The organism is Dryocola baronae (genome assembly GCF_051297175.1).
Classification (GTDB): domain Bacteria; phylum Pseudomonadota; class Gammaproteobacteria; order Enterobacterales; family Enterobacteriaceae; genus Dryocola.
This window is the reverse complement of record NZ_JBINNY010000001.1, coordinates 3,927,031-3,947,096: the sequence shown is the minus strand read 5'-3', so window position 1 is coordinate 3,947,096 and position 20,066 is coordinate 3,927,031. Positions and strand designations below refer to the sequence as shown.

The following is a 20,066-nucleotide window of genomic DNA, read 5'->3' as shown; positions in this document are numbered from 1 at the left end:
TGCGGGCGGTGCTTGCGCTTACCCGCCCTACAAAACTACCGCTCTCCCGGAGTGAGAGGGGAGAGCGCCATCAACAGAAATTAAGACTTACCCAACTGCTCTGACTTCGCCATGCACTTCACCATCGCTTCCATCACCGCGGCGCGGAAGCCTTTCTCTTCCAGCACTTTTACCGCTTCAATGGTGGTGCCGCCCGGTGAGCAAACCATGTCTTTAAGCTCTGCCGGATGCTTGCCGGTTTCCAGCACCATTTTCGCGGAACCCATCACCGCCTGCGCGGCGAACTGGTAGGCCTGCTTACGCGGCATTCCGCCGAGGACTGCCGCATCCGCCATCGCTTCGATAAACATAAACACGTAGGCCGGGGCCGAGCCGCTGACGCCGACGACCGGGTGGATCATCGCTTCGTTGACCACTTCGGCCTGGCCGAAGCTGCGGAAGATGTTGACCGCGTCGGCGATGTCTTCCGGCGTGACCAGCGCGTTTGGCGTGATCGACGTCATGCCGGCGTTGACCAGCGCGGGGGTATTTGGCATCGCGCGAATGATTTTACGGTCGTGACCCAGCGCGGTTGCCAGCGAGTCGAGCGTGATGCCCGCGGCGATAGAGATAACCACCGTGTCTTTGTTCAGGCTGGAGGTGACTTCGCCGAGCACTTTTAGCATCACATTAGGCTTCACCGCGCCAAAAACGATGTCGGCAATCTGCGCGACTTCCTGGGCGCTCTGCGCGGCGTTGACGCCGAACTCTTCGCGCAGCGCGTCTACTTTATCCGGCGACGGGGTGTAGACCCAGATGTTGCCCGGCAGCACCTGTTTGCTGGCGATTAAGCCTCCCAGAATGGCCTTGCCCATATTGCCGCAGCCAATAAAACCAATTTTCTTGTCCAAAGCGTCGCTCCATGTCTGTGATGTTTGCAGGGCTATAGCTTAACGCGCTTTCAGGCGATTCGGCTACGCTTAAGCAAAACAGTCGGAGGTAAGCCATGGGAAAGCGCGTTCAAGATGAATACGCCAGCCGCAGCAGCCCGGTGCAGGAAGATATGCACTGGCAAATGAAGGAGTGGCAGCTGGAGAAGTGGGGCAGCAGGGTGCTGATTGCGCTGGTGATACTGGCGCTATTCGGAGCATTTTCCGACGGGCCGCTAAGCCAAACCACGGCGGTCAACAAAGACGGGACGCTGAGCGTTGAATACCAGCGGGTGATGCGCGCGATGACCAATGAAACCTACACCTTTCGCATTAAGGCCCTGACCGGCGAGCCGACGGTACTGACCCTCGGGCGCGACTTTATGGATAACTTTGAAATCGAAACGCTACAGCCGCAGCCGCTGGTCACCCATACCAGCCTGCATGAGATGGTGCTGACCTGGCCCGCCAGCCCGAACCGCGAACAGGCGATGTGGCTAACCGCGCAGCCGCAGTCTTCCGGGCATTTCACTTCCACTATCACCCACAAAGGGGCGGAACCCGTGACGTTAAGCCAGTGGGTTCTCCCCTAAGGAATCGAACATGGATAGCGTATTACGTGCCGTGGGCATGTACGTTTTGCTGATGATCGTGCTGAAAATCGCCGGGCGACGCACGCTGCTGGAGATGACATCGTTTGATTTTATTCTGCTGCTGATAATCAGCGAGGCCACGCAGCAGGCGCTGCTGGGGGATGACTTTTCCTTTACCGGGGCTGCGATCACCATTATCACGCTGATCGCGATGGATATCGTGTTTGGCAAAATCAAAGAGCGCTTTCCGAAGGTCGAGCTGTTTATCGACGGATCGCCGCTGATTCTGGTGGAGCACGGGCGGCCGCTCGGCAAGCGAATGCGCAAGGCGGGCATTTCCGATGAGGACATTCTCTCTTCGGCGCGCATAAGCCAGGGGTTGGAACGGATGGATCAGATAAAATTTGCCATTCTGGAAAAGAACGGCAAGATCGCCATCATTCCCGCTGAAGATCAGGAGTCGTAATGCAAATTTGGGTGGACGCCGACGCGTGTCCAAAAGTCATCAAGGAAGTGCTTTTTCGCGCCGCCGACCGCGCGCAGATTATGGTGACGCTGGTGGCGAATCAGGGCCTGAAAACGCCGCCGTCGCGCTTTATTCGCACGCTTCAGGTGGCGACGGGTTTTGACGTGGCGGATAACGAAATCGTGCGCCGCTGCGAAAGCGGCGATCTGGTGATCACCGCCGATATTCCTCTCGCCGCAGACGTCATTGAAAAGGGCGCCGTGGCGCTGAATCCTCGCGGCGAACGCTATACGCCCGCCACCATTCGCGAACGGTTAACCATGCGTGATTTTATGGATACCCTGCGGGCGAGCGGCGTGCAGACGGGCGGGCCGGACAGCCTGAACCAGCGCGACCGCCAGCAGTTTGCCAACGAGTTGGAAAAATGGCTGCTGGCCGCCGCGCGGGCCAAAAAAGCTTAAATCAAACTGTCGTCGTCATTGCCAAAATCGTCGTTTCCCGGATCGTAATAGTCGTTGGCGTCGTCCTGCGGCAGGCCCGCGTCCTGATTGAGGAACTGGCTGTCGTCCGCCTGGTTGTAGTCTTCAACGGCGTTGACCGCCGAGTTGTCCACCGGCTGGGCCGGTTCGTTGATAATGTTCACCAGCTCCTCGGGCTGCGTGTGGTGGAACATGCTGGTCAGCATATCCGCCATAATCACCCCGCCTGCCACGCCCGCAGCCGTTTGCAGCGCCCCGGCCATAAAGCCGTTTCCGCGCGGCGCGGCGGCGTAGCCCGGTGCCGTTTGCTGCGGTGCGTTATAGCTGCCGGGCTGCATGTTCTGGTACTGCTGCGCGCCGGGGATAGGGTCCGCAACACGCGAAGAACCTGAACCAAACAGCCCGGCCAGGAATCCGCCGCTGCTCTGCTGCTGGCGTGCCGCATGCTGGAGCTGTGCTATCTGGCCTTCCAGCCCCTGAACGCGCGCGTTGAGCTGTTTCATCGCCGCTTCCTGAATCAGGATCGTTTGCGCCATGTAATAGGCGGCTCCCGGCTGCTGGGCAAGATGTTGAGCGATAAGCTGTTCTGCGGCGCTGTCCCGCGGGCTGCTGTTCTCTTCGGCCTGTTTCAGACGGCCAAAAAGCCCGTCTATCAGACGTTGCTCTTCAGATTGCATGGTTCATTCCTCTGTCATCATGAGTTCTCACACTTCAGTCTGGTTCAGAATCGTCATCTGTAAAATCGGACGAGGGTAAAGCTGTGCAGAAATGTGTTACTGGATCCCAACTTCTTTGGGGTTGTTTTTCACCGGGGCTTTCAAGTAAGGTGGCGCACAGATTTACTGGTAGATTTCCTTTACAGGTTTCAGGCTTGCTGCCGCAAGCTTTTCTGTAAAAGCGATGTAGCAGAAATGTTGTTTGTAACGTTTTTCTTACACCTATCTCGCGTACTAGTTTGCTGGTATGATGGGCTCGTTTTTAGACATAGTGATTACCACCCAGGCTTACTGCTGAGGAATAGCTCCTGATGACTCAACCCATTTTTCTGGTCGGCGCGCGCGGCTGCGGTAAAACCACCGTTGGCACGGCTTTAGCGCAGGCGTTGGGCCGCGATTTTGTCGATACCGATAACTACCTGCTGACCAGCACCAACATGAGCGTGGCGGATATCGTGGCGCAGGAAGGATGGGACGGTTTTCGCGCGCGTGAATCTCAGGCGCTAAAAAGCGTCACCGCGCCGGGCGTGGTGGTGGCGACCGGTGGCGGTATGGTGCTGGCCGAAGGCAATCGCCAGTTTATGCGCGAGCAGGGCGTGGTGATCTACCTGCGCGCTCCGGCGCAAATCCTCGCTGATCGCCTCGAAGCTTTCCCTGAAGAAGGGCAGCGCCCAACGTTAACCGGCAAGCCGATTACCGACGAAATCGTCGAGGTATTGGCCGCCCGCGAAGCGCTCTATCGCCAGGCCGCGCATCACGTCATTGATGCTGCCCGCACGCCGGAAGCCGTTGTAGATGCGGTACTTGCCGCTTTGCAGATGGCCCGCGCCAGTTAATCCTCGTCTATACTTAACGCTCATCCATGACTGAAGGAAGAGCGATGGCGAGCAAACCTCCATACCCGCGACAGGCGCGCATAGTTGAAGTCCAGAAGGGTTCACAAACCGAAACCGTGACCTGGTATCAACTTAGGGCTGACCATCCCCACCCGGATACGCTGATCAGCGAACATCAGTCCGAGCAGGAAGCGCTGGATGCCAAACGGCGTTATGAAGACCCGGATAAAACCTGATGCACACCGGCACGGATGCCGAAACTCTCCCGCGAATTATCTCAAAAAAATGCTCTCCCACTGCGCAATCACATTTTTTATCCCCTTATACAGTTAAAAAATCATTACGATAATGTTATGTAGAGATGTCATTGACGTTTCGTTAAAGGATCGGGGATGCGCCTGCGATATGCTGCTACGCTTTGTGGTTAATAATAAAGCGACCCCTGCGGCCAACATCATCAAGTGGAAAAAGTACCAGCGCAGCACAAGGGGCTGATACGAGATAGAGGCGGAACGAAACATGAAACCAGCATTGGCCATTCTCACCATCGGCGTGGTTCCCGTCAGTGAAATTCTGCCGCTGTTAACCGAACATATTTCTGAAGAGCAGATTAAACACGTTACGCTGTTGGGCAACATGTCGCGTGAGGACGTGACCGCTGAATTTGGCCCGCAGCCGGGCGAAGAAGAGATCCTTACCCTGCTGTCTGACCGCACCATCATTCACGTCAGCAAACTCCGGGTCGAACAGGCTTTGCAGGGCGTGATCGCGCTGCTGGATAAACAGGATTACGACGTTATTTTGCTGATGAGCACCGAGCGCTTCAGCAATCTCTCAGCGCGCAACGGCATTCTGCTGGAGCCTGAACGCATTATTCCACCGCTGGTGGCCTCGATTGTCGACGGGCACCAGGTAGGCATAATTTTACCTATCCCGGAACTGCTGAAATCGCAGCATAAAAAATGGCAGCAGCTGAAGCATCAGCCGCTTTACGAGCTGGCGAATCCGGTACACGGTACGGACGAAGATTTGCTCAATGCGGCGCGAAAACTGCTCTTTGCGGGCGCGGATGTGCTGGTGCTGGACTGCCTTGGCTATCACCAAAAGCACCGCGATATGCTGCAAAAAGCGCTGGAAGTGCCGGTATTGTTATCGAACGTTCTGGTTGCTCGCCTGGCCTCGGAACTGCTTGCCTGACGGCGGGCAACAATTCGCGTGACAGCCTCTAAGGTTGGCCTCTATATTGTTTTTCTGAACAATTTTTAAAAGGACCAGTCCATGCTACAAAGTAATGAGTACTTCTCAGGCAAAGTGAAATCCATTGGATTTACCAGCAGCAGCACTGGCCGAGCAAGCGTAGGGGTAATGGCGGAAGGGGAATATAACTTCGGTACCGCACAGCCTGAAGAGATGACCGTGGTCAGCGGCGCGCTGCACGTTCTGCTGCCGGGGGAAACCGAGTGGAAGACCTACTCGGCAGGCGATGTTTTCAACGTGCCGGGCCACAGCGAGTTCCATCTGCAGGTCGCTGAGCCAACCTCTTATCTTTGCCGCTACCTGGCTGATAAATAATCATTTTACCCTCACTCCGTTTATCCTCCCTCTCCTGGGGGAGAGGGGCGGGGTGAGGGCGAACCGCTCTTTACGTGATTACTTCTGTGCTTCCCCGCCCAACGCCTCAACCAGATTCTTAATCAGCGCCGCAAGCTCGCCGGTCATCAGAATAAAATCAGCATCAAAACGCTGGCCGAAGTCTTCGCGGTCGATATCGTCGTTCTGCTCGCGCAGCGTATCGGCAAACTTCAGACGCTTGATGGAGCCGTCGTCCGCGATCAGGAACTGAATGCGCTCCTGCCAGTCCAGCGCCAGCTTAGTGACCACTTTCCCCGCTTCGATGTGGGTGGCTATTTCGTCGCACACCAGATCCTGCTGCTTGCAGCGGATAACGCCGCCGCCTTCAAGAATCGCTTTCAGCTCGGCTTCATCCATCAACGCGAAGCCTGCCGGCACGTCCCCGGAACGCACCCATTCGGTGAGCGTCAGTTCGATTGGCGTTTCCAGCGCCAGCGGCACAACCGGCAGTGAACCTAAGCTTTTACGCAGCAGGGCCAGCGTGTCTTCGGCTTTTTTGGCGCTCGCGCAGTCAACCATGATCAGGCCGTTAACGGTGTCGATCCACATCATGGTCTGACTGAAGCGGCTAAAGGCGCGCGGCAGCAGAGAGTGCAGCACTTCGTCCTTCAGGGAATCTTTCTCGGTTTTCTTCAGCTTGCGGCCCTGGTCGGCTTCGAGCTTGCCGATTTTGGCTTCCAGCGCCTGTTTGATAACCGGCGACGGGAGGATTTTTTCTTCTTTGCGGGCGCAAATCACAATCTGCCCGTTATTGGCGTGGGTTAATGCATCACTGTGCGAGCCCATCGGTGGCACCCAGCCGGTTTTTGCCATATCCTGGCTGCCGCAAGGGCTGAAGGTGAAGGCGGCCAACTGTTTTTCCATTTCATCAGCGTTAAGCGTGATGTCGCGGCTTAAACGGTAAACCATTAAATTTTTGAACCACAGCATGATTTTTTCCCGGTCAGGTCAGTGAAACGCAGCGGGCATGATAGCGAATCAGCCGCCGGGTTTCATTGCCTAAACGGCGCTGTACTTCTACTCTGTTGATAATGCTCATCAAATGAGGAATTTTCTGTGCGTATAGGCATTGATTTAGGCGGCACCAAAACCGAGGTGATTGCGCTTGCGGACGACGGCAAACAGCGCTTTCGCCACCGCCTGCCCACTCCCAAAAATGATTATCAGCAAACCATCGCGACGATTGTCGAGCTGGTGCGTCTGGCCGAAGAGGCGACGGGCGAGCGCGGTACGGTAGGGCTTGGCATTCCAGGGTCTATTTCGCCGTACACCCGCGTGGTGAAAAACGCTAACTCAACCTGGCTTAACGGCCAGCCTTTCGATAAAGATTTGTCCGACGCCCTGCAGCGCGAAGTGCGTCTCGCCAACGACGCAAACTGTCTCGCCGTTTCCGAAGCCATCGACGGCGCGGCGGCGGGCGCGGGAATGGTCTTTGCGGTGATTATCGGCACCGGCTGCGGTGCGGGTATCGCCATCAACGGCCGCAGCCTGATTGGCGGCAACGGTACGGCCGGGGAGTGGGGGCACAACCCGCTGCCGTGGATGGACGAAGACGAGCTGCGCCATCGCGAAGAGGTACCGTGCTACTGCGGCAAGCAGGGCTGCATCGAAACCTTCGTGTCCGGCACCGGTTTTGCGCTTGATTACCAGCGCCTGAGCGGAAAACAGCTTAAGGGCAACGAGATTATGCACCTCGCCGAGCAGCAGGACCCGCTCGCGGAGCTGGCGATTAGCCGCTACGAAACGCGCCTCGCGAAATCGCTGGCCCACATCGTTAATATCCTCGATCCGGACGTCATCGTGCTGGGCGGCGGCATGAGTAACGTCGAGCGCCTTTACAAGACGGTGCCGCAGCTGGTGAAGCCGTGGGTGTTTGGCGGCGAATTTGAAACGCCGATCCGCAAGGCGGTACACGGCGATTCCAGCGGCGTGCGCGGCGCGGCGTGGCTTTGGCCGGTGGAGAAGTAAGATTTATAAGGTGGATGGCGCAAGCGCCATCCACCCTACAAATACCAGGCCTGACGTAGGTCGGATAAGCGAAGCGCCATCCGACACTGCGCAAGTCACCCGACGGCAAACTCCTTCGCTAAACGGCTGACCCCCAGCCCGTTAATCTTCTTCACCTTAATTTGCACCGGGATACGCTCCTTCATCGCCTCGACGTGGCTTATCACGCCGATGGTTTTGCCGCTGGCGTTCAGGGTATCCAGCGCGTCGAGCGCGGTGTCGAGCGTTTCCGCATCCAGCGTGCCGAAGCCTTCGTCGAGGAACAGCGAGTCGATGCGCGTTTTGTGGCTCACCAGATCCGACAGCGCCAGCGCCAGCGCAAGGCTCACCAGGAAGCTTTCGCCGCCGGACAGCGTGCGGGTGTCGCGCACCGCGTCCGCCTGCCAGGTGTCCACCACCTGTAGCTCCAGCGCCTCGCTGTCCTTGCGCTGGAGCAGGTAGCGGCCGTGCAGGCGGGTAAGCTGGTTGTTCGCCAGCCACACCAGATTGTCGAGCGTTAGCCCCTGGGCGAACTTGCGGAATTTGTCCCCCTCTTTGGAGCCAATCAGCGCGTTGAGATAGCCCCAGTCCTCCACCTGCTGCTGGCATTCGGCGATGGCCAGCATCAGCCCCTGCTGGCGCTGGCGGTTTTCCGCGTCGTGGCGAAGCTGCTGCTGGATTTGCCCCTGCCGCGTCGTGTTGTCGCGCAGCTGCTGGTTTAGCTGCTGGAGCTGCTGTTGCAGGGCGGCAAGCTCCGCGTCATCCGCAAGCGCCGTTGGGCGGGCGGCCAGATGCTCGGCCAGCGCTTTTTCCGCCTGCTGGCAAAGAATCGTCTGCTGCTGGTGCTGCTGTTCAAGCTGCTGTTTTTTCAGCTCGAGCCGCTGGCGTTCGCCCTCGTCCAGCAGCGCGGCCTGGAAGGCTTGCGCATCGCTGAACGGGCTGTCGGCCAGCGCGTTGATGAACTGTTCACGCGCCTGGGCGACGCGCGCCTCTTCCTGCTCGCGCTGCTGCCCTAGCGTTTTCCACTCGCTTTCCAGCGAGATGCATTCGGCGTGAAGCCTGTGCCAGCCTTGCAGCGCCTGGGCCTGTTCCGCCTCCGTTAGCGCAGGCGGCGCGCTGCCGTCATCGGCAAACGCCTCCAGCACGCTATCCAGCGTGGCAAGCTGCTGCTGGAGCTGCGGCAGGCGTTCGTGGTGCTGCTGCCACTTTTGGGATTCCTGCTGCCGCTGTGCAAGCCAGGCGTTCTCTTCGCCGTGGGCGGGGTGCTGCAAGCCTGCTTTTTCGAGTGCGGCGTTCAGTTCGCTACGCCCGGAGGCGATTTCGGCTTCCAGCCTGCCGTGCTGAAGCTGCGCTTTCGCAAGCTGCTCTTCAAGGACAAGCCGCTGGCTTAGCTGATTGAGCTGCTGCTCGCGGCGCTCTTCGCCTTCCAGCCACTCGTTGAGATCGTCCTCCGGCGTCAGGGCAATGTGCAGCTCCGCGCAAAGCTGCTGCCAGCGGGCGCGCAGCGTGGCCTCTTCTTCATCGAGCGTCCTGGCGGCGGCGGTGATTTTCTCCTGCTGCTGTCGCTGGGCGTCCAACAGGGCTTTGGCCGCCGAACCCTGTTCTGCAAGGGCCGATACCTCCTGCTGGAGGGCGACCAGCCGCCGCTGGTTCTCGCCGGGATGCATGGCCTGATATTCCGCCACCGCCGGGTGCTGCGTGGAACCGCAGAGCGGGCAGGGCTGGTCGGGCTGAAGATGCGCGCGCTCGGCTTCGAGGCTGACGATTCGCCGCTCCAGCTCGCAGACCTTCGCCAGATCCTCTTCGTGCCTGCGCTTCTCTTTGTACTGCTGGCGCTTGATCGCCAGCTCCGCGTCGCCCTGGGCGATCTGCTGGTCGAGAGCGGCGATCTCCTGCAAATGCTGAGATTTGCGCCTGGCCAGCGAGGCGAACTGCGGCTGTAGCGTGGCGAGCTGCTGGCGCTTAGGGCGGGCGGCGGTTATCGCCTGTAAATGAGCGCTTACTTCTTCCCCTGCGAGAACAAGCTCAACCGCAGGCTGCGCCTGAAGCTGCTGCTGGCCTGCGGCAATGTCGCGGCTTAACGCCTCGAGCTGGGCGGCGTCGCGCTGCTGCTGGGTAAACGCCATGCGCCACCCGGCAAGCTCCGCGCCCCACAGCCTGAACCTGTCGTGCATTTTTAACCACGCGTGCAGTCGTTCGCTTTCATCCCTGAGCTTTGCCGACTGGCTGGCCGCAAGCTGGCGGATTTGCTGGCGGCGCTGGGTTGCCTGCCGTAAGCGAGCATTTACTTCATCACTCTTAGCCCGCGTACTTTGCAGCGTTTTTTGATGCTCCTGTAAGCTTTGCCAGTGCGGGCGCAGCTTTTCTGCGGGCTGGGCGCGGGTCAGTTTTTCAAGCCACGGTGCCGCGTCCTGCAGCGCCTGTTCAGATGCGCTAAGCGCCTGTTTTGCCTGCTGATGGCCGCCCGTAAGCTGGGCCAGCTGGCTCAGCCACTGCTGGTTTTGCTGGAGTTTCTGCTGTTCTTCCAGCAGCGTTTTCTCCTCCAGAGTAAGCGCCTGCAAACCTGTCGTAAGCTGCTGCTGTTGCTCTTCACCTAGCAGGGCGACGCCTGCGGCCTGCGCCTGTAGGTTCTCAAGCTGGCCGCGCACGTTCTTGTGATTTTCAAACACCGCGGCGGAGACGGTGCCGTATATCTCGGTGCCGGTTAGCTCTTCGAGCAGCGAAGCGCGGTCGTTGGCATCGGCGTTTAAAAAGGCCGCGAACTGCCCCTGCGAGAGCATCATCGAGCGGGTGAAGCGGTCGTAGTCCAGGCCGGTGAGTTTGGCCGTGGCGTCGAGCTTGTCTTTTACCTTATCGGCGACGATTTTGCCGGTTTCGACCTCGGCCAGCTCTACGCGCGGGGCCTGGAGGTTGCCGTTCGCCGCGTTGCGCGCGCGGTTCTGGCTCCAGAAGGCGCGGTAGGCCACGCCTTTGACTTCAAACTCTACCTCCGCCAGACACTCGGCGGTGTCGCGCGTCATCAGGTCGTTCTGCGACTGGGAAAGGGTATTGAGGCGCGGCGTTTTGTGGTAGAGCGCAAGGCAGATGGCGTCCAGCAGCGTGGTTTTCCCCGCGCCGGTTGGCCCGGTAATGGCAAACAGGCCGTTGCTGGCGAACGGCTCCTGGGTAAAGTCGATTTTCCACTCGCCCTTCAGCGAGTTGAGGTTTTTCAGGCGCAGGCTGAGGATTTTCATGCTTGCTCCTCCGCGTCGTGCAGGCCTGCTACGGTCTGTGCGAACAGGGTACGCAGGCGCTGGGAGCGTTCTTCGGTTGTTTCTTCCTGCGCCAGGCGGCGCTCAAACACCTCTTCCACGGTTAGCTCGCTCAGCGTTTCTTTATGCTGGCGGGCGATGACCCGTTCGCGCTGTTCGCGGCTGCGGCGCAGCAGCACAACCTCTACGGGCAGGCTTTCGGTGAGCTGCTGGATGTGGCGCTGCATGTCGTGCAGGTATTCGTCGGTGGCGATTTCGATATCCAGCCAGACCTTTGGCTCCGGGGCCGCGTCGCGCCACTGTTCCAGCTGCTTTTCGATTTCAGCGAGCGAGCCTTTTATCACCGCCAGCGGCTGGCTGACGGGAACGGGGAGCGCGGTCACTTCTTTTAAAGCGCCGTCGGCAAATTCAACCAGGTAAACGCTTTTCGGCCTGCCGGTTTCGTCGAAGCTGAGCGGGATGGGGGAGCCGCTGTAGCGAATGTGTTCCGTGCCGCCGATAAGCTGGGCGCGATGGATATGCCCAAGCGCGATGTAGTCGGCGGGCGGGAAGTTTTGCGCCGGGAAGGCGTCGAGCGTGCCGATATAGATGTCGCGCACCGCGTCCGTTTTGGTGACGCCGACGGTGGTTAAATGCCCGGTGGAGATGATCGGCAGCTTCTGCTCGCCGCGCGCGGCGACGGCCGCGGCGTGACACTGCTGATAATGTTCGGTGATGGCTTCCATCAGCGAGCGCTGTTTTTCATGGCCGCTAAGCCCCGCCCGGCTGCTCTGAATGTCGCGCGGGCGCAGGAACGGGATCGGGCAGAGGATCGCGCCCGGCGTGCCGTCTTTCTTATTCAGGACTAAAGTTTGTTCGCAGGCGTCGTGCCGTACGCTTGCGATAACGCGGGCGTTCAGGCAGGCGAGCAGCTCGCGGGATTCGTTGAGCGTCGCCACGGAGTCGTGGTTTCCGGCGAGTACCACCAACTGGCAGCCGGTGCTTTGCAGCTGCACCACAAAACGGTTGTACAGCTCGCGGGCGTAGCTCGGCGGCGAGCCGGTATCAAAAATATCGCCCGCCACGATTATCGCATCCACGCTATGAAGAACGACAGCCTGCAGCAGCCAGTCGAGGAAAGCCTGATGTTCCGGCCCGCGGCTTTTGGTGTAAAAGTTCTGACCGAGGTGCCAGTCCGATGTGTGGATGATGCGCATAATCCGTCCTGTGGCAAAAAAGCGTGAGGGGGATTATAAAGGAGTCGCTGCCCACGGCCCATCGACACGTCATAATTAAAAACGTTGAGTCATCTGGCCGTCATACTTTTCATAAATCTGTAACAAATCTGACGCATACTGGCGCACAATCACTAAGAGTCGGCCTCTTTTCAACAGGGTAAATCATGGCAAGACGCATTTTAGTCGTAGAAGATGAAGCTCCAATTCGCGAAATGGTGAGCTTTGTGCTCGAACAAAACGGTTTTCAGCCGGTAGAAGCAGAAGACTATGACAGTGCGGTAAATCTATTAATTGAGCCTTTCCCCGACCTGATTCTGCTGGACTGGATGCTACCCGGCGGTTCCGGCATTCAGTTTATTAAACACCTCAAGCGCGAAGCGCTGACCCGTGAAATCCCCGTAATGATGTTGACCGCCCGTGGCGAAGAAGAAGACCGCGTGCGCGGCCTTGAGGTGGGCGCCGACGACTACATCACCAAGCCGTTTTCCCCTAAAGAGCTGGTGGCGCGTATCAAAGCCGTGATGCGCCGTATATCGCCGATGGCGGTGGAAGAGGTTATCGAAATGCAGGGGCTGAGCCTCGACCCGTCCTCGCACCGCGTGATGACCGGCGAAAACCCGCTCGATATGGGCCCGACCGAATTCAAGCTACTGCACTTTTTTATGACGCACCCGGAGCGCGTTTACAGCCGCGAGCAGCTGCTTAACCACGTGTGGGGCACCAATGTGTACGTTGAGGATCGCACGGTGGACGTGCATATCCGACGTTTGCGCAAGGCGCTGGAGACGAGCGGTCACGACCGCATGGTACAAACGGTACGCGGCACGGGTTATCGCTTTTCGACCCGTTTTTAGTTTCCCAAAAGGAGTGTGACGCGTGCTGGAACGGTTGTCATGGAAAAGGCTGGTGCTGGAGCTGCTGCTCTGCTGCATCCCGGCCGCCATCCTCGGGCTGATTTTCGGCCATCTTCCCTGGTTTTTACTCGGCGCGGTTGTTGCGCTGCTGGCCTGGCATTTCTGGAATTTACTGCGCCTGTCCTGGTGGCTGTGGGTTGACCGCAGCATGACGCCGCCGCCGGGGCGCGGCAGCTGGGAACCCCTGCTTTACGGCCTGCATCAGATGCAGCTGCGCAATAAAAAGCGGCGCAAGGAGCTGGGCAGCCTGATTAAGCGCTTTCGCAGCGGGGCGGAATCCCTGCCGGACGCGGTGGTGCTGACTACCCATGAAGGGACGATTTTCTGGTGCAACGGCCTGGCGCAGCAGCATCTCGGCCTGCGCTGGCCGGACGATAACGGGCAGAATATTTTAAACCTGCTGCGCTACCCCGAATTTACCCGCTATCTGACCGCCAAAGAGTTCACTCGCCCGCTGACGCTGGTGCTGAATAACGGTCGTCATCTGGAATTCCGCGTGATGCCCTACAGCGACGAGCAGTGGCTGCTGGTCGCGCGCGACGTGACGCAGATGCACCAGCTGGAAGGCGCGCGGCGCAACTTTTTTGCCAACGTCAGCCACGAGCTGCGCACGCCTTTAACCGTGCTGCAAGGTTACCTGGAGATGATGCAGGACCAGAGCCTGGAAGGGCCGCTGCGGGATAAAGCGCTTGGCACCATGCGCGAGCAGACGTCGCGCATGGAGGGGCTGGTGAAGCAGCTGCTGACGCTTTCGCGCATCGAGGCGGCGCCGGCGATGGTGCTTAATGAAAAAATCGACGTACCGCTGATGCTGCGCGTCGTGGAACGCGAGGCGCAGACGCTAAGCCAGCAGAAACAGACGTTACAGTTTGACGTCGATCCGTCGCTGCGCGTGTTCGGCAATGAAGAACAGCTGCGCAGCGCCATCTCCAACCTGGTCTACAACGCGGTAAACCACACGCCGGAAGGCACGCACATTACGGTGAGCTGGCACAAAACGGCGCAGGGCGCGAAGTTCAGCGTGGCGGACAACGGGCCGGGCATTTCGGCGGAGCACATTCCGCGCCTGACCGAGCGTTTCTACCGCGTGGACAAAGCGCGTTCTCGCCAGACCGGCGGCAGCGGGCTGGGGCTGGCGATAGTTAAACACGCCCTGAGCCATCACGAGGCGCGGCTGGATATTGAAAGCAGGCTCGGCAAGGGGACGACGTTTTCTTTTGTGCTGCCCGAGCGGCTGATTGCGCCGGGGGAGTAATGAAGTAGCGCCATCCAACGATTGCGTCGGATGGCGCTGGCGCTTATCCGACCTACGTTATTCAGCCTAAGGTGCTGATTGCGCCGGGGGAGTAATGAAGTTGCGCTATCCAACGATTGCGTCGGATGGCGCTGGCGCTTATCCGACCTACGTTATTCAACCTAAGGTGCTGATTGCGCCGGGGGAGTAATGAAGTTGCGCTGTCCAACGATTGCGTCGGATGGCGCTGGCGCTTATCCGACCTACGGTATTCGGCTTACGTTATCCGACCTGCGTTATTCGCCCAACAGGTTAACGCGCGCTGAACATTTATTGACCAAAACTGTCAATCTCCCTTTCCATTTCTCTCCCGCTGCGCGTTTTTTACCCTCTCGTTAACCAAAACGCGTCTTCTGGCGAAGTTTTGACCGCATGATGCACCATAATAATTTCTAATAATTGAATTTATCCACTATGTTTGTGGTTAATTTAAGGATATCAATCTGGTTTCCGGATCCCTTCTTGTCTTCAAACGCTATAAGCGTTTTAATTGCGCCCCTGGCATTAGCATACGACTGAATTTGCGTGGTAATTCGACCAACTATTCTTCGCCACCGATCGGGAACAGTGTTTTCTGCGGTCGTCATCTGCAACTGCCACTTTTTTGCCACGCTGGACGGCAGAAAAATTTGAATACTTTCAACACCACACATCCACAGGCTGCAAATATTTTATGACCCATCATTTAAAATCTCGCGACATCATCGCACTGGGCTTTATGACCTTTGCGCTCTTCGTCGGTGCGGGCAACATCATTTTCCCCCCTATGGTTGGCTTGCAGGCCGGTGAGCACGTCTGGTGGGCTTCTCTTGGCTTCCTGGTGACCGCGGTAGGTCTGCCGGTGCTGACCATCGTCGCTATTGCCCGCGTGGGCGGCGGCATTGATAGCCTAAGCTCGCCGATTGGCCGCCGCGCAGGCGTGCTGCTGGCAACGATTTGCTATCTGGCCGTAGGCCCGCTGTTCGCCACGCCGCGTACCGCAACCGTTTCTTTTGAAGTGGGGATTGCGCCGCTGACCGGCGCGGGCGAGCTGCCGCTGTTTATCTACAGCCTGGTCTATTTCGCGATGGTTATCGGCATTTCCCTTTATCCCGGCAAGCTGCTGGATACCGTCGGCCACGTGCTGGCCCCGGTGAAAATCGTGGCGCTGCTGGTGCTGTCTGCGGGCGCGCTGCTGTGGCCTGCCGGTGGCGTGAGCACCGCGACCGAAGCCTATCAGAACGCGGCGTTCTCCAACGGCTTTGTTAACGGTTACCTGACGATGGATACCCTGGCCTCGCTGGTGTTTGGTATCGTCATTGTGAACGCCGCTCGCTCTCGCGGCGTGACCGAATCCCGTCTGCTGACGCGCTACACCATCTGGGCTGGCCTGATTGCAGGCGTTGGCTTAACGCTGATTTACCTGACGCTGTTCCGTCTGGGTTCCGACAGCGCGACGCTGGTTGCTGACCAGAACGCTAACGGCGCGACGATCCTGCACGCTTACGTAGCGCACACCTTCGGCGGCGCGGGCAGCTTCTTCCTCGCCGCGCTGATTTTCCTCGCCTGTATGGTGACGGCGGTTGGCCTGACCTGCGCCTGCGCAGAGTTCTTTAGCCAGTATCTGCCGCTGTCCTACCGCTCGCTGGTCTTTATCCTCGGCCTGTTCTCCATGGTGGTGTCGAACCTCGGCTTAAGCCACCTGATTCAGGTTTCCATTCCGGTGCTGACGGCGATTTATCCGCCATGTATCGCGCTGGTGGTGTTGAGCTTTACCCGTCCGTGGTGGCACAACTCAACGCGTGTGATCGCACCGGCGATGCTCATCAGCACATTGTTTGGTATCATTGACGGGATCAAGGCTTCGGCCATCAGCGATATGCTGCCAGCATGGACTGCGCGCTTACCGCTTGCGGATCAAGGTTTAGCGTGGGTATTACCGACCGTCGCGATGGTTGTCATCGCCGTGGTTTGGGACCGCGCAGCAGGGCGACAGGTTACTTCGAACGCCCACTAAAAATTTGTTTGTTGTTTAACCACGGGGCAATGCTCCGTGGTTTTTTATTTGTTGAGAGTGTACGGAACGATGGAAAACCAGAATAAGCTCAAGCGTGGTTTGAGCACCCGGCACATACGCTTTATGGCGCTGGGTTCAGCAATTGGCACGGGGTTGTTTTACGGTTCGGCAGACGCCATCAAGATGGCGGGCCCGAGCGTGCTGCTGGCTTACATTATCGGCGGCGTGGCGGCTTATATCATCATGCGCGCGCTGGGCGAGATGTCGGTGCATAACCCGGCGGCCAGCTCGTTTTCCCGTTACGCTCAGGACAACCTGGGGCCGCTTGCCGGGTACATTACCGGCTGGACCTACTGCTTTGAGATTCTGATTGTCGCCATCGCCGACGTCACCGCGTTCGGGATTTATATGGGCGTCTGGTTCCCGGCGGTGCCGCACTGGGTGTGGGTGCTGAGCGTGGTGCTGATTATCTGCGCCGTCAACCTGATGAGCGTCAAGGTGTTCGGCGAGCTGGAGTTCTGGTTCTCGTTCTTTAAGGTCGCCACCATCATCATTATGATTCTTGCCGGGATCGGCATTATCGTTTGGGGTATCGGCAACGGCGGCCAGGCGACGGGCATTCACAACCTGTGGACCAACGGCGGCTTCTTCAGCAACGGCTGGATAGGCATGGTGATGTCGCTCCAGATGGTGATGTTCGCCTACGGCGGTATCGAAATCATCGGTATCACCGCCGGGGAAGCAAAAGACCCGCAGAAATCCATTCCGCGCGCCATTAACTCCGTTCCGCTGCGTATCCTGGTGTTCTACGTGGGCACGCTGTTTGTGATTATGTCCATTTATCCGTGGAACCAGGTGGGCACCTCCGGCAGCCCGTTCGTGCTGACCTTCCAGCATATGGGTATTACCATCGCGGCGGGGATCCTGAACTTCGTGGTGATCACCGCGTCGCTTTCTGCGATTAACAGCGACGTGTTCGGCGTTGGCCGTATGCTGCACGGGATGGCGGAGCAGGGCAGCGCGCCTAAGGTGTTTGCTAAGACTTCCCGCAACGGCATTCCGTTCGTTACCGTGCTGGTGATGAGCCTCGCCATGCTGCTGGCGGTGTACCTCAACTACATCATGCCGGAAAACGTCTTCCTGGTGATTGCGTCCCTTGCCACCTTCGCGACGGTTTGGGTGTGGATTATGATCCTGCTTTCCCAGATTGCCTTCCGCCGCAGGCTGTCAAAAGAAGAGGCGAAGGAGCTGAAGTTCCCGGTGCCGGGCGGCGTGGCAACCACCGTTGTTGGCCTCGTGTTCCTGGTGTTTATCATCGCGCTGATCGGCTGGCACCCGGAAACCCGCATTTCGCTGTACGTCGGCTGTGCGTGGATTGCCCTGCTGCTGGTGGGATGGGTGTTTAAACGCCGCCGCGCGGTGGCCTGCGAAAGCCGGTAAGTTCTGAGCTTAATGGCGGATGGCGCTGCGCTTATCCGCCCTACGGCTCGGACTTTGGGTTGGACGTGGCGGGCTTTTTGCCAGGGCTGAAACTTGCGGCGGATGGCGCTGCGTTTATCCGCCCTACAACGGGGCGAAGCGCCATCCGCCGAAAATGATCTTCACTCTGAAAGGCCTCGCTCGAGGCCTTTTTTATTTTAGCGGTACGACCGTCACCTGCGCTTTCGGCGCGTTCTGTGCCAGCAGCTTATCCGGGGCGCAGTCTCGGATCACTTTGCCGTTTTTAACCACCAGCACACGGTCAAAGTATTTCAACAGGTAGCGGCGGTGCGTCACCATCAGCAGCGTTTTCCCGCCGATGAACTGGTCGAGATTATCGAAAATATGCTGCTCGGTCTGCTCGTCGAGGTTTGAGGTCGGCTCATCCCATAGGAAAACGCGGGCGTCGCTGCTCAGGCTGCGCGCAAGAAGCAGCTGCTGGCTCTGGCCCGATGACAGGTTTTTGGCCATAAAGCTTACCGGATAGCGCAGCCCCATCGGGTGTTGCAGCACGAAACCGCAGCGGGCGGCCTGTAGCGCGGCGACCACTTTTTGACGATCGCTGCCGCTCTTCAGCTGCAGGTTGCTCTCCACGGTGCCGGTAAACAGCGCGTCGTGGTTGGTGACCATGCTGATAAACTGCGAGTAGAAGTTCTGCGCCAGGTGGCGGGTGTTAAAACCGTCGTACATCACCACGCCCTGCGTCGGCATGCAGAAACCGGAAAGCAGCGACATCAGCGAGCTTTTTCCCGCGCCGCATTCGCCGATAATCGCCACTTTCTGCCCGGCAGGGATCTCCAGATTAAGGTTATCGATAACGAGCGGCGTCTGCGGGTCGTACTGATAGCTGACGCCCTTAAGCGAAATATTCCCCTCTACGCTCCCCACGGTTTGCAAAACCACCGGCTCCTGGTCGGTTTGCGGAAGAAAGATCTTCATCAGATCGTTGATGCTTTTACGCGAGGTAAACACGGTCAGCAGCGTGGACGACATGCCGGAAATAATGCCGGACATGCGCCCGGAAACGATGACCGAAGAGATAATCGCGCCGGTAGTAATTTCCCCGCGAATCACCATAAAGAAGGCGAACAGCATCAACAGGATCTGATTGAGGTTAGACAGCGCCGCCAGCCCGCTTTGGTAAAACACGTTGGCTTTACGGATTTGCAGGCTGAGGAAGGACTGCTCGTTGGAGCTGTTCACCCAGCTGGTCATCAGGCTGCGGTTGTTCATCGTGTGGATCATGCGAATGGAATAAAGCACTTCGGTGATGAACACGTTGCGGTTGGACTGGTTGTCTTTAACCCGATCCATCAACACGTTGGTGTAACGGTAATTCAGATACGCCATGCCTAACGAAAGGGCAAGAATAAGCAGCGGCACGACGACCAGCACGCCAAGGTTGATATAAATAACGATGACGAAAATTAGAAATATGGGAATATCCGCGGCGCGCTGAAAGAGCGAGTTGAGCAGGACGGGTTTAATTTTTTGAAATTCATTCCACAAAATAAACGCCGAGGACATCGAGCCGCCTTTTTTTCCGTTGTAGAAAAGGGCTTCCAGAAAAGAGACATCAATGCTGATATCTTCGCGGCGCGAAACGATGGACTGATAGATATCTTTTGACGAGCGCAGCAGAAATTCAAAAATAATGAATACCAGCACGATGGCGGCGACGCCAAACAGCGACGAATAGGAGGCGCTGGGCACCAGCTTGTCATAATAGAGGTTGCTGAAAACCGGGATGGTCAGGGCGAAAAGCGCCATAAACAGCGAAGAGAAAAAATACTTCGCGTAGAAGGTTTTGTTTTCCTTCAGCCCCTTTTTCAGGATATGGCCCAGCTGGATGCTGTCGACCACGTTGGTCAGCGGCTGGAGCGTGTAGGCGGCGAGCTGCCTTAGCGCCTGCGGCTCAAGCGAAACCAGCTCGGTTTCCTGGTCGGGCGTTACCAGCTGTAGCTGCCCTTCAATGCAGCCGACGCAAACCAGCCACTGTAGCGAAGGGGTCAACAGCAGCAGCGGCATGCTTTCATTTAGCAGGTCGTCAGCCTGTGAAAAAAACACGCTGTTTATCGACAGGCCGAGGGACAGAAAATGGTTTTTTATCTGCGTATCGTGCTCAAAGTTGCCTTGAACATATTCTTTAAGGTCGATAGACGTTTGCTCGTCATTAATTTCAATACTCGAGCCGTGGCTGCGAGCAATATAGGCCAGCGCTCCGTTTAGTTTGAGATCGTAGCTGGACAGATCGATATTCATGAACCTATTTCCTTATGCCTCTGCCGCCGGAGCGGCA

The 20,066-nt window shown here is 58.0% G+C and carries 18 protein-coding genes; 12 read left to right on the top strand and 6 right to left on the bottom strand.

Going from position 1 to position 20,066, the window contains the following annotated elements:
• Positions 1-80 precede the first annotated feature (80 nt).
• A complete protein-coding gene (gene proC, locus ACSPHG_RS18650; protein WP_435954962.1) occupies positions 81-890 on the bottom strand; it encodes a pyrroline-5-carboxylate reductase in 810 nt (269 codons plus the stop codon).
• Positions 891-985: 95 nt separating this feature from the next.
• Here proC and ACSPHG_RS18645 point away from each other — a divergent pair, with 95 nt between their 5' ends.
• Genes ACSPHG_RS18645 through ACSPHG_RS18635 form a run of 3 tightly spaced genes read left to right on the top strand, consistent with a single transcriptional unit; the run spans position 986 to position 2,428 of the window.
• Positions 986-1,501, top strand: a complete 516-nt coding sequence (locus tag ACSPHG_RS18645; protein ID WP_435954961.1) for a hypothetical protein — start codon at positions 986-988, stop codon at positions 1,499-1,501.
• 10 nt (positions 1,502-1,511) lie between these two features.
• On the top strand, positions 1,512-1,967 hold the full coding sequence (locus ACSPHG_RS18640) for a DUF421 domain-containing protein (protein WP_435954960.1): 456 nt from the start codon (positions 1,512-1,514) through the stop codon (positions 1,965-1,967).
• The gene (locus tag ACSPHG_RS18635) at positions 1,967-2,428 is read left to right on the top strand and encodes a YaiI/YqxD family protein (RefSeq protein ID WP_435954959.1); all 462 of its coding nucleotides are present in this window, start codon (positions 1,967-1,969) and stop codon (positions 2,426-2,428) included. The genes ACSPHG_RS18640 and ACSPHG_RS18635 overlap by 1 nt, the downstream gene beginning before the upstream one ends.
• On the opposite strand, the gene ACSPHG_RS18630 is transcribed toward ACSPHG_RS18635, so the two are convergent.
• Positions 2,425-3,123, bottom strand: a complete 699-nt coding sequence (locus tag ACSPHG_RS18630; RefSeq protein ID WP_435954958.1) for a DUF2076 domain-containing protein — start codon at positions 3,121-3,123, stop codon at positions 2,425-2,427. The two genes, ACSPHG_RS18635 and ACSPHG_RS18630, sit on opposite strands and share 4 nt — an antisense overlap.
• Before the next feature lie 350 nt (positions 3,124-3,473).
• On the opposite strand from ACSPHG_RS18630, the gene aroL reads away from it, so the two are divergent.
• The 4 genes from aroL to ppnP all read left to right on the top strand — a co-directional run bounded on the left by aroL (position 3,474) and on the right by ppnP (position 5,570).
• Entirely contained in the window at positions 3,474-3,998 is a 525-nt protein-coding gene (gene aroL, locus ACSPHG_RS18625; protein ID WP_435954957.1) for a shikimate kinase AroL, read from the top strand.
• A 44-nt stretch (positions 3,999-4,042) separates the two neighbouring features.
• Positions 4,043-4,234: a YaiA family protein gene (locus tag ACSPHG_RS18620; protein ID WP_435954956.1), complete on the top strand. Its 192-nt coding sequence runs from the start codon at positions 4,043-4,045 to the stop codon at positions 4,232-4,234.
• Positions 4,235-4,517: 283 nt separating this feature from the next.
• Positions 4,518-5,195: an AroM family protein gene (locus ACSPHG_RS18615; RefSeq protein ID WP_435954955.1), complete on the top strand. Its 678-nt coding sequence runs from the start codon at positions 4,518-4,520 to the stop codon at positions 5,193-5,195.
• 81 nt (positions 5,196-5,276) lie between these two features.
• Positions 5,277-5,570, top strand: a complete 294-nt coding sequence (gene ppnP / locus ACSPHG_RS18610; protein ID WP_435954954.1) for a pyrimidine/purine nucleoside phosphorylase — start codon at positions 5,277-5,279, stop codon at positions 5,568-5,570.
• A 78-nt stretch (positions 5,571-5,648) separates the two neighbouring features.
• Here the strand turns inward: ppnP and rdgC are convergent, their stop codons facing one another.
• The gene (rdgC, locus tag ACSPHG_RS18605; protein WP_435954953.1) at positions 5,649-6,560 is read right to left on the bottom strand and encodes a recombination-associated protein RdgC; all 912 of its coding nucleotides are present in this window, start codon (positions 6,558-6,560) and stop codon (positions 5,649-5,651) included.
• A 126-nt stretch (positions 6,561-6,686) separates the two neighbouring features.
• Here rdgC and mak point away from each other — a divergent pair, with 126 nt between their 5' ends.
• Positions 6,687-7,598, top strand: a complete 912-nt coding sequence (gene mak / locus ACSPHG_RS18600) for a fructokinase (protein WP_435954952.1) — start codon at positions 6,687-6,689, stop codon at positions 7,596-7,598.
• Between the two features lie 95 nt (positions 7,599-7,693).
• Here the strand turns inward: mak and sbcC are convergent, their stop codons facing one another.
• Both sbcC and sbcD read right to left on the bottom strand, forming a co-directional pair.
• Positions 7,694-10,849, bottom strand: coding sequence for an exonuclease subunit SbcC (sbcC, locus tag ACSPHG_RS18595; RefSeq protein WP_435954951.1), 3,156 nt, complete (start codon positions 10,847-10,849; stop codon positions 7,694-7,696).
• Positions 10,846-12,063, bottom strand: coding sequence for an exonuclease subunit SbcD (gene sbcD / locus ACSPHG_RS18590; RefSeq protein WP_435954950.1), 1,218 nt, complete (start codon positions 12,061-12,063; stop codon positions 10,846-10,848). Before sbcD ends, sbcC begins: the two co-directional genes overlap by 4 nt.
• A 185-nt stretch (positions 12,064-12,248) precedes the next feature.
• Between sbcD and phoB the strand changes: the two genes are divergently transcribed.
• The 4 genes from phoB to proY all read left to right on the top strand — a co-directional run bounded on the left by phoB (position 12,249) and on the right by proY (position 17,728).
• Positions 12,249-12,938, top strand: a complete 690-nt coding sequence (gene phoB, locus ACSPHG_RS18585) for a phosphate response regulator transcription factor PhoB (protein ID WP_435954949.1) — start codon at positions 12,249-12,251, stop codon at positions 12,936-12,938.
• 22 nt (positions 12,939-12,960) lie between these two features.
• The gene (gene phoR / locus ACSPHG_RS18580) at positions 12,961-14,253 is read left to right on the top strand and encodes a phosphate regulon sensor histidine kinase PhoR (protein ID WP_435954948.1); all 1,293 of its coding nucleotides are present in this window, start codon (positions 12,961-12,963) and stop codon (positions 14,251-14,253) included.
• Positions 14,254-14,965: 712 nt separating this feature from the next.
• Complete coding sequence (brnQ, locus tag ACSPHG_RS18575) at positions 14,966-16,288, top strand: branched-chain amino acid transporter carrier protein BrnQ (protein ID WP_435954947.1); 1,323 nt, start codon at positions 14,966-14,968, stop codon at positions 16,286-16,288.
• Positions 16,289-16,357: 69 nt separating this feature from the next.
• Positions 16,358-17,728, top strand: coding sequence for a proline-specific permease ProY (gene proY, locus ACSPHG_RS18570; RefSeq protein WP_435954946.1), 1,371 nt, complete (start codon positions 16,358-16,360; stop codon positions 17,726-17,728).
• Between the two features lie 192 nt (positions 17,729-17,920).
• Here proY and ACSPHG_RS18565 read toward each other — a convergent pair whose 3' ends face one another.
• Positions 17,921-20,029 (bottom strand): peptidase domain-containing ABC transporter, encoded by a 2,109-nt coding sequence (locus ACSPHG_RS18565; protein WP_435954945.1) that lies wholly within the window; start codon positions 20,027-20,029, stop codon positions 17,921-17,923.
• Positions 20,030-20,066 lie beyond the last annotated feature (37 nt).